This is a genomic window from uncultured Dialister sp., assembly GCF_900541605.1.
GTDB lineage: Bacteria > Bacillota > Negativicutes > Veillonellales > Dialisteraceae > Dialister.
On sequence record NZ_UQKJ01000082.1, the window covers coordinates 1 to 8,387 of the forward strand.

Annotated in this window: 6 protein-coding genes and 1 tRNA gene; all 7 read right to left on the minus strand. The window is 54.5% G+C overall.

Annotation, left to right across the window (positions count from 1 at the left end; translation table 11 throughout):
* Positions 1-402: 402 nt before the first annotated feature.
* Positions 403-2,757, minus strand: a complete 2,355-nt coding sequence (locus tag QZR21_RS06535; RefSeq protein WP_296974477.1) for an endonuclease MutS2 — start codon at positions 2,755-2,757, stop codon at positions 403-405.
* On the minus strand, positions 2,757-5,171 hold the full coding sequence (locus QZR21_RS06540) for a U32 family peptidase (RefSeq protein ID WP_296096531.1): 2,415 nt from the start codon (positions 5,169-5,171) through the stop codon (positions 2,757-2,759). The genes QZR21_RS06535 and QZR21_RS06540 overlap by 1 nt, the downstream gene beginning before the upstream one ends.
* Before the next feature lie 405 nt (positions 5,172-5,576).
* Entirely contained in the window at positions 5,577-6,080 is a 504-nt protein-coding gene (locus QZR21_RS06545; protein WP_296096529.1) for a cob(I)yrinic acid a,c-diamide adenosyltransferase, read from the minus strand.
* 10 nt (positions 6,081-6,090) lie between these two features.
* A complete protein-coding gene (gene ndk, locus QZR21_RS06550; protein ID WP_296096527.1) occupies positions 6,091-6,510 on the minus strand; it encodes a nucleoside-diphosphate kinase in 420 nt (139 codons plus the stop codon).
* Between the two features lie 18 nt (positions 6,511-6,528).
* Positions 6,529-7,389, minus strand: coding sequence for a zinc metalloprotease HtpX (locus QZR21_RS06555; protein ID WP_296096525.1), 861 nt, complete (start codon positions 7,387-7,389; stop codon positions 6,529-6,531).
* A gap of 55 nt (positions 7,390-7,444) precedes the next feature.
* A tRNA-Pro gene (locus tag QZR21_RS06560) sits at positions 7,445-7,521 on the minus strand.
* A gap of 33 nt (positions 7,522-7,554) precedes the next feature.
* Positions 7,555-8,387: homoserine kinase (gene thrB, locus QZR21_RS06565; RefSeq protein ID WP_296974483.1), on the minus strand; the 833-nt coding region annotated here is incomplete at its 5' end.

Consider the following 8,387-nt stretch of genomic DNA (forward strand, 5'->3'; position numbering starts at 1 on the left):
TCCCATCACCATCTCTCAGCCGTTGGCAGCTCTCTTCTGAGAAGAGAGCCTCCTGCTGAGTCAATGGGACATTTTAGGGATAGAGTCATCAGGATTCCTGTCGCGGCGAAGCCGCTGGTGTCCTCGATCTCGGTCTCGACCTCGATCTCATTTGACGGAGGTTAGCTGATGGGTGCGCCGCAGGCGGATTTGTCTTCAACCTCCCCCATCTATGGGGGAGGTGGCGAGCGCAGCGAGACGGAGGGGGTTCTCGCTAAAGTGGCTCTTACCGTTCTCCGCTAAAAGTCCCAGCCGATTCGCTGCCACCCCTCCACCGCTGACGCGGTCCCCCTCCCCTCTAAAGAGGGGAGGTAGGGGTGTTTTTACGGCGAAGCCGCTGGACCTCAACTCTCAACTCTTTATTCAGAAGTACACTTCCGTCACGCCGGCGCCGCCGTTGGCGGGGTCTGCTTCGTGGAATTCGGTGACGAAGTTCAGGGTTCTCAGGTAGTCCTGCACCCCCCGCCGGAGGCTGCCGGTGCCTTTGCCGTGGATAATGCGGACTGGGGATACGCCGGCCATGAAGCATTCATTCAGGAAGCGGTCCACTTCCGGAATGGCTTCGTCCACCGTTTTTCCGATGATATTGAGTTCCGTATGCACCGTGGACACGGAGCGGGTCATGGGCGCTTTTTTATGGGCGTAGGGGTTCTTGAAGGCTTCTTTCTTCGGTTTCACTGCCTTGAAGAGATGGTCCGGCGTCACTTTCACCTGGATCAGGCCGCAGCGGACGGTGACCTGGTTACGGCTCACGCTGACGATGGAACCTTCGCTTTCGATGGTGTCGATGTATACCCAGGTTCCCTTTTTAATGTCTTCCTTGGGCAGCGGATCCCGCCGGTTTTCCCGGCCCGGCACGGTGATGCCGTTCACCCGGCCCCTGACTTCGGAGATCTTGTCCCCCAGCTTTTCCCGGGACAGGGCGCTGGCGTTCTTTTTCAGGTCCTTAATGATGGATTCCGACTGCACCCGGAGGTCCCGTTTCATGGTTTCCGCCTCTTCCCGGGCCTTTTCGAGGATGCTGTCTTTCCGTTTATAGAATTCATCCCGGGCGGACTCGAGCTGGTTCTTCAGCTGCTCCGCCTGGGTGAGGGTCTTCATGGTTTCTTCTTTTTCCTTCGCGATTTCCCGGCTCTGCCGGTTCAGCCGTTCCATGACTTCGTCCATGTTGTGGAGGGGCGATTCATTCTTGAGCTGGATGGCCCGGCCAAGGATTACGTCGGGCATGCCGAAGCGGCGGCAGATATTGAAGGCGTTGCTGTTCCCCGCCACGCCGATGATGAGGCGGTACGTGGGGGCCAGGGTCTTTTCGTCAAATTCTACGAAGGCATTCTGGATGCCCCTTGTTTCATAGGCCAGTTTCTTCATTTCGCTGAAATGGGAGGTAATGATGGCGGGTGCCCCCTTCATCTGGAGGTATTCCGTCACCGACTGGGCCAGGGCCGCCCCTTCCACAGGGTCCGTACCGGAGCCCAGTTCGTCCAGCAGTACCAGATCCTTTTCCCCCACCGTGGGCAGGAAGGAAACGAGCTGGGTAATGTAGCTGGAGAAGGTGGACAGGTTATCCTGGATGCTCTGTTCATCGCCGATGATGGCATAAATATGGTCGTACACCGGAAGGCTGGATCCCTCGGCAGCCGGAATGAAAAGGCCCGACTGATTCATGAGGGAAAGGAGGCCCGCCGTCTTGATGGCGATGGTCTTGCCGCCGGCGTTGGAGCCGGTGATGATGAGAATATTAAATATCTTCCCCAATGTCATAGACACCGGCACCACTTTATCCGCCGGAATCAGGGGATGCCTTGCTTTCCGGAGGTCCAGTACCTGTCCCCGGGACCGCTGTGCCTTCACCGCTTTCATGGACAGGGCCAGTTTGGCCCGGGCGAAGATGAATTCCAGTTCCGTAGCCAGGTGGCAGTTATTTCTCGTCACTTCCACGGTCTTCTTCACTTCTTCCGTAAGGTCCTGGAGGATTTCCTGGATTTCCTGTTTCTCCGCCGCCGTCATTTCGGCCAGGTCGTTATTCAGCTCCACGGACACCATGGGTTCCATGAACAGGGTCTGCCCTGTGGAGGACCGGTCATGGACGATGCCGGAGAACTTGTACCGGTACTCTTCCTTTACCGGCACCACGTACCGGCCATTCCGCTGGGTAATGATGGCATCCTGCAGGTAGGGCGCCATGTCCTTGTCCTGGAGGATGTGCTGGAAGGAGCGGCGGATGCGGGACTTCACGGTCTCCTTCTGGGTCCGGATGCGGGACAGCTTCAGGGAGGCACTGTCCTTCACTTCCCCATGGTCGTCAAAGACCCGGTGAATCCGGTCAATCAGGCTGTCCTGGGGCACGATGAGGGCGGACAGTTCTTCCAGGGCGGGATACAGGAGATGCTTCTCCCCTTCGAAATAGTGGTGCATCTTTTTATAGGTGTCCAGGGAATTCGCCAGGTCCAGGAATTCCTTCGCCGAAAGGACGCTGTCCTTTTCCGCCTTTTTCAGGAGGGGCCGGATATCGTAGGTCTCTCCCAGGGGCGTGGTGATTTCCTTCTCCAGGAGCACCGAAGCTTCGTCCGTTTCTTCCAGGCTCTTTTCCACCACCTCCGGCACATAGGAAGGGGTGAGATGAAGGGCCCGCTCTTTGGCCAGGGTAGACGGCGCCAGGTCCGCCAGTTTTTCCCGAATCTTATCAAATTCCAGTATTTCCAGTATATCTTTTTCCATTACATGACTCCTCTGAAGAAGTGGCCCCTTGTGACATCCTTTTCTTCATCCGGTGCCGGAGCCTTTCTTTTACCTTCCAGTATGTCTATCGTTTCACGAACCAGGGGTTCTATATTTTTATCTTCGCTGCGCAGGTCCATGACCAGCCCCGTAAGGCCGCTCTTTACCAGGCGGTCCAGGTAGGGCCTCATGGAGAGGACGCTGCTGTTTAAAATGTGCATGTGGCACCATTCGTCAGTCCGCACAGGGAAACGGCGTCCCTTTTCATCTTCCAGGAAATAGCGCCGTTCCATGCAGTACCCGGGGCAGTGGTTCTTGTCCACCTCTCCCATGGCGGCGTTGATGGCGCAGTATTCGGACACCATCATTTCCGTGCGGCCGTAAACCAGGGCCCACAGGGGAATGGCCGCCTTTTTCGCCATGTCCCGGATCTGGGGCAGCGTGGCCTCTTCGGAGACCATGGCGCCGCTCATGCCCCACTTTTCTATTTCCCCCACGGCGGGGCTGTTGAAGAGGTTGAAGGAGGTGCCGGCAATGAGGGGAATCGAGATTCCCTTCTGCGAGAGCACTTCCAGCACCCCCGGGTATTCCGCCATGAGGCCGTCAGGCTTGAGGGAGGCCAGTTCTTCCAGGATCCGGTCTTCCTTTTCCCTGTTCTTTTCCCGCACCACCCGGGGCAGGGCGAAATAGAGGGCGCAGCCCTTTTCTCTTGCAAAGGACAGGGCCTTTTCGTACTCCTCTTTCCGGACAGGCCGGTGGTCGTAGGATTCACCGCCGAAAATAAAGGCCCGAGAGCCCCCTTCGTACCCCTCTTCCAGCTGGCCCAGGGAATTGGTACGGACAATGACATGGGGCTTTTCTTCTCCCGAAAGATGGACTCTTTCAAAGGGATGGAATGTGACCTTTCCCTGGGCCGGGATGGCCGCTTCCTCTCCCTCTGCCCGAAGGGTGGTCATCCTGTCCACCGCCTCCTGGCGCATGTGGTTCAGGAGGCTCTTGGGCACCATGCAGCCTTCATTATGGATGTCCGAAGAAACGAGGGTGTACCAGGTATTTCCCAGGCGGGAGAGCTGCTTTCTGATATCCTCTTCCGAAGTGACCCGGGACTCCGCTTTTTCCGCCACGTACTCCGATGCCAGGGATACTTCATGGCCTTCGTCGTCTTTCACCGTAAGGGACAGGCTTTCCCCGGGGCGGGCCTCAAAACGGGCGTGGAGGGGAATCTTATGGGCCAGGTCCTTCATGGAGAGCGGCCGTTCTTCCTTTTCCAGCACCCAGTACACATGGCCCCCTTCTGCGGGCCGTTCTTTCCAGAATACCTTATAGCTCCCATCCCTTTGTTTCCGCACATCACTGGCGGAAACAAAGGCGATGGTCTTTTTCTTCGTGTCGTAGGAAAGGCCGGTCACTTTCCCCTCGGGCACCGGGAAAGACGGACGGAAGAGGAACGTGGTCCCCCGGATGTCTTCGGCCTTTCCTGCATCGACCCCATGGTTGCCGGGAGCCAGGGCCGTAATCATGTGGCCGCCGATGTGGTCATCCAGGTAGGACGAAGCGTAGCCCCGGTTGAACTCCTCTTCCAGGGAAAGGACCAGGGGCTCCGTGGACAGGGACCGCCCTGCCTCGGCGGCATCGATGGCCTTTCGATAGAGGGATACCGTATTGTACACGTATTCCGGGCTCTTCATGCGGCCTTCCACCTTCAGGGAAGTGACGCCGGCTTCCAGAAAATCGGAAATACGGCTGATGCCGATCATGTCTTTCAGGGAAAGAATGTAATTTCCTTTGTGGTTCCATACTTTATGATTTTCGTCCACCAGATGGTAAGGCATGCGGCAGGGCTGGGCACAGGCGCCCCGGTTTCCGCTGCGGCCGCCGATGAAGCTGGACATGAGGCACTGGCCGGAATAGCAGACGCAGAGAGCCCCATGGACGAAGACTTCGATTTCCACTCCCGCCTTGTCCACAATGTTCCTGATTTCCGGAAGGGACAGTTCCCGGGACAGCACCACCCGCTGGAAGCCCTGGGATTTCATGAACAGGGCGCCGTCCAGGTTGGAAATGGTCATCTGGGTGCTGGCATGGAGGGGAATGGACGGAGCCAGCTGCCGCACCAGGGATACCACGCCGAAGTCCTGCAGCAGGAGGCCATCGATGGGAAGGGATTCCAGAAAAGAAAGGTATTCCCGGAGAGATCCCATTTCCACATCGCCGATGAGGGTATTCAGGGTCACGTACACCGCCGCCCCGTGGAGATGGGCTTCCCGGACAGCATCCTTCAGTTCGTCATTGGAAAAGTTGCCCGCAAACTTCCGGGCGCTGAAGAGCTTGCCCCCAAGGTAAACCGCATCAGCCCCGGCGTCCAGGGCCGCTCTCAGATGAACCGGTGATCCGGCGGGTGCCAGTAATTCCATGATGTACCTCCTGTAGGAAAAAGATCGAGATCGAGATTGAGATTGAGATCGAGGGGATAGGGCCGGAGGCCCTGAAAAATGAGGAGTGAGGAATGAGGAGTGATGGTGCGCCGCGACAGAATAATTGGGCGGCGCTAGCTTAGATTCAGCTTACAGCTTTCAGAAAGCAAGTTCCTTCACGGCGAAAAATTATTGAAAAGGTACAGGCTCCCGGTGAGATATTTCCTGCCCACGCAGCCCTTTATAGAAGGGCCGCGGCCAAACCGCAGGATGGATTGCCGCAGCCACGGAATCTCAATTCTCTTTCCTCAAATCTCAATTCTATTTTTTAGCAATCCCAATCATTATAAAATAAAAAAGGGAGACATTCAATGTCTTGAATATCTCCCAAAAGATCGAAATGAATTATTTCACTTCAGCCTCGTAACGGGCCAGGGTAAAGCAGAGGTCGGAGAGCCGGTTCAGGTAGCGGATATCCACTTCATGAACATCTTCGGTCTCGGCGAGGCGCCACATGTTTCTTTCGGCCCGGCGCACCACGGTGCGGGCTACGTCGAGGAAGGAGGAACTCTGGGTATCGCCGGGGACCAGGAAATGGTCCAGGGGCGTCAGGGATTCGGTGTACTTATCGATGATGTGTTCCAGGTTCGTCACATGGTCCGCCGTAATGTTCGGTTCCTTGCCAACGCTGGCCACATCAGCCATGAGAAGCCACAGTTCCTTCTGAAGTTTATAAATCGTTTCTTTCACATTGTCATGAACTGCAAAAGCACGGGCTTCGCCCAGAACGGAATCTGCTTCATCTACGGTGCCGTAGGTTTCGACACGAAGACTTCCTTTAGATACCCTCTCGCCGGTGTAGAGGCTTGTCTTGCCCCTGTCGCCGGTACGTGTATATACCTTTGCCATGACAGTCACCTTATTTCTTCAATTCAGGGAACCAGAGAGCAATTTCTCTTGCTGCTGTTTCTGGAGCATCAGAAGCGTGTACTACGTTTTCGTCGATGGAGGTAGCGAAGTCGCCACGGATGGATCCCGGTACTGCTTCCAGGGGATTCGTAGCGCCATTGATCTGGCGAACTGCTGCTACAGCGTTTTCGCCTTCGATAACCATAGCCAGTACGGGGCCGGAGGTGATGAAGTCGATGAGAGCCTTGAAGAAGCCTTTGCCCTTATGTTCAGCGTAATGTTCTTCAGCCAGTTCTACGGGAACCTGGATCATTTTGATTGCATGGATGGACAGGCCTTTTCTTTCGAAACGGGAAATCACTTCACCGCAGATGTGTTTCTTCACGCCGTCCGGTTTTACGAGTACAAGAGTTTTCTGAATGTCAGCCATAAATATGACCCTCCTTAATTAAGAATGCATTTTTGCTGCAATTTCACGCAGCTTTTCCACACGCTCCTCCGTGGAAGGATGCGTTGAGAACAGGTTCGCCATACCGCCGGCTCCTGCCAGGGGGTTGATGATGAAAAGGCCTTCCGTAGCCAGTGTAGCATTGGCCATGACCTTGTGATGGGCATAGGCGTCCAGTTTCAAAAGGGCATTGGCCAGGGCCAGGGGCTTTCCGGAAATTTCCGCACCCGTGGCGTCGGCCATGAATTCCCGGGACCGGGACAGGGCCAGCTGGATCAGGGTAGCCGCCAGGGGGGCCACTACGATGGTCACGAGAAGGGCAATGGGATTGGACCGGTTGCCATCTTCATCACGGGCTCCGCCGAAAAAGGCGGCCCACTGGGCAATATTGGCGATATAGCTGATAGCTGTTGCAATGGAAGCAGCCAGCGTCATAATCAGTGTATCACGATGGCGGATATGTGACAACTCATGACTTAAAACTCCTGCCAGTTCATCCCGGTCCAGCATGGAAAGGATGCCCTCCGTCACCGCCACGGCAGCGTGGTTTTCGTTTCTGCCAGTGGCAAAGGCATTCGGCACTTCCGTGGGAATCACGTAGAGCCGGGGCATGGGCATGTGGGCTTTCGTTGTCAGTTCCCGGACCAGTTCGAAGAGCTCCGGCACGTCCTGCTCCGACAGGGGCTGGGCATTGTAGGCATTGAGAGCCATTTTGTCACAGTTCCAGTAGGTATAAAAATTAATGCCGAAGGAAATAAGAAGCATGGTGAGCGCCCCGCTGCGGCCCCCGACTACCCCGCCGATGGCCATGAGAATGACACTGAGCAGTGTCAGCAGGATCACCGATTTGACTCTGTTCAATTGAAAGACCTCACTTTATAAATAGAAAAAAATGAATGTGTGAAAATAAAAAAAGTGGTCGGAACGACATGATTCGAACATGCGACCTCTACCACCCCAAGGTAGCGCTCTACCAAACTGAGCTACGTCCCGACATTTACTACGTTATATACAATACACATGTTATCAGTAATTGTCAAGCTGTATTAGCCGTACGCCCTCTTGATCAAAATCCAAAACCATAAATTTTGATTTTACATGATGCAGCTTGAATCCGTCTACCATCGCAGCACCAATCTCATATGCTTTCTCCGCTGAAGAGAAAGCAATAATCGTCGGACCGGATCCGCTTATTGTTACACCGTAACATCCTTTTTTATCAGCATTTTTCATTGCCTCTTCAGCCCCACTGATTAATGGCAAACGATAAGGTACATGGATACGATCCGCCAATCCTACCTTCAGTAATTCACCTCTCCGCATCATAACAGCTGCCATTAAAAAGGAAACCGCCCCTATGTTTTGCACTAAGTCCTCTCTGGAATAAGTATCCGGCAATGCACACCGTGCATCTTCTGTTCTAAGTTCAAAATCGGGAACAGCAACGACCGCCTTCCAAGTGTCCGGGATTTTCCACTGCTCCGTAAGAACAAATTTATCTTTAACAATGGAGAAACAAAATCCGCCAAAAATAGCAGGAGCAACATTATCAGGATGACCTTCCAATTCAGTAACGATATTTAAGATTTCATGTCTGTTTAATACGTTTCCGCACAATTGGTTGGCAAGATACGCGCCGGAAACAAGTGCTGCGGAACTGCTTCCCATTCCTCGTGCCAAAGGAATTTGATTAATAAGCTTCAGTTCACCGCCGGGAATTTCCTTTCCTACTTTTCCCGCCACTGCCTGCATGGCCTGTAAAACCATATTATCAGCACCAGGTTTAATCTTGCCGGCACCTTCTCCTTGAATATCAATATGAGACTTCATTTCTTCAATTTCGGCAGGAGTCAACATTC

Coding starts and splice junctions, on each gene's coding strand:
- QZR21_RS06535 (WP_296974477.1), bottom strand. CDS start 2,757: ATGGAAAAAGATATACTGGAAATACTGGAATTTGATAAGATTCGGGAA.
- QZR21_RS06540 (WP_296096531.1), bottom strand. CDS start 5,171: ATGGAATTACTGGCACCCGCCGGATCACCGGTTCATCTGAGAGCGGCC.
- QZR21_RS06545 (WP_296096529.1), bottom strand. CDS start 6,080: ATGGCAAAGGTATATACACGTACCGGCGACAGGGGCAAGACAAGCCTC.
- ndk (WP_296096527.1), bottom strand. CDS start 6,510: ATGGCTGACATTCAGAAAACTCTTGTACTCGTAAAACCGGACGGCGTG.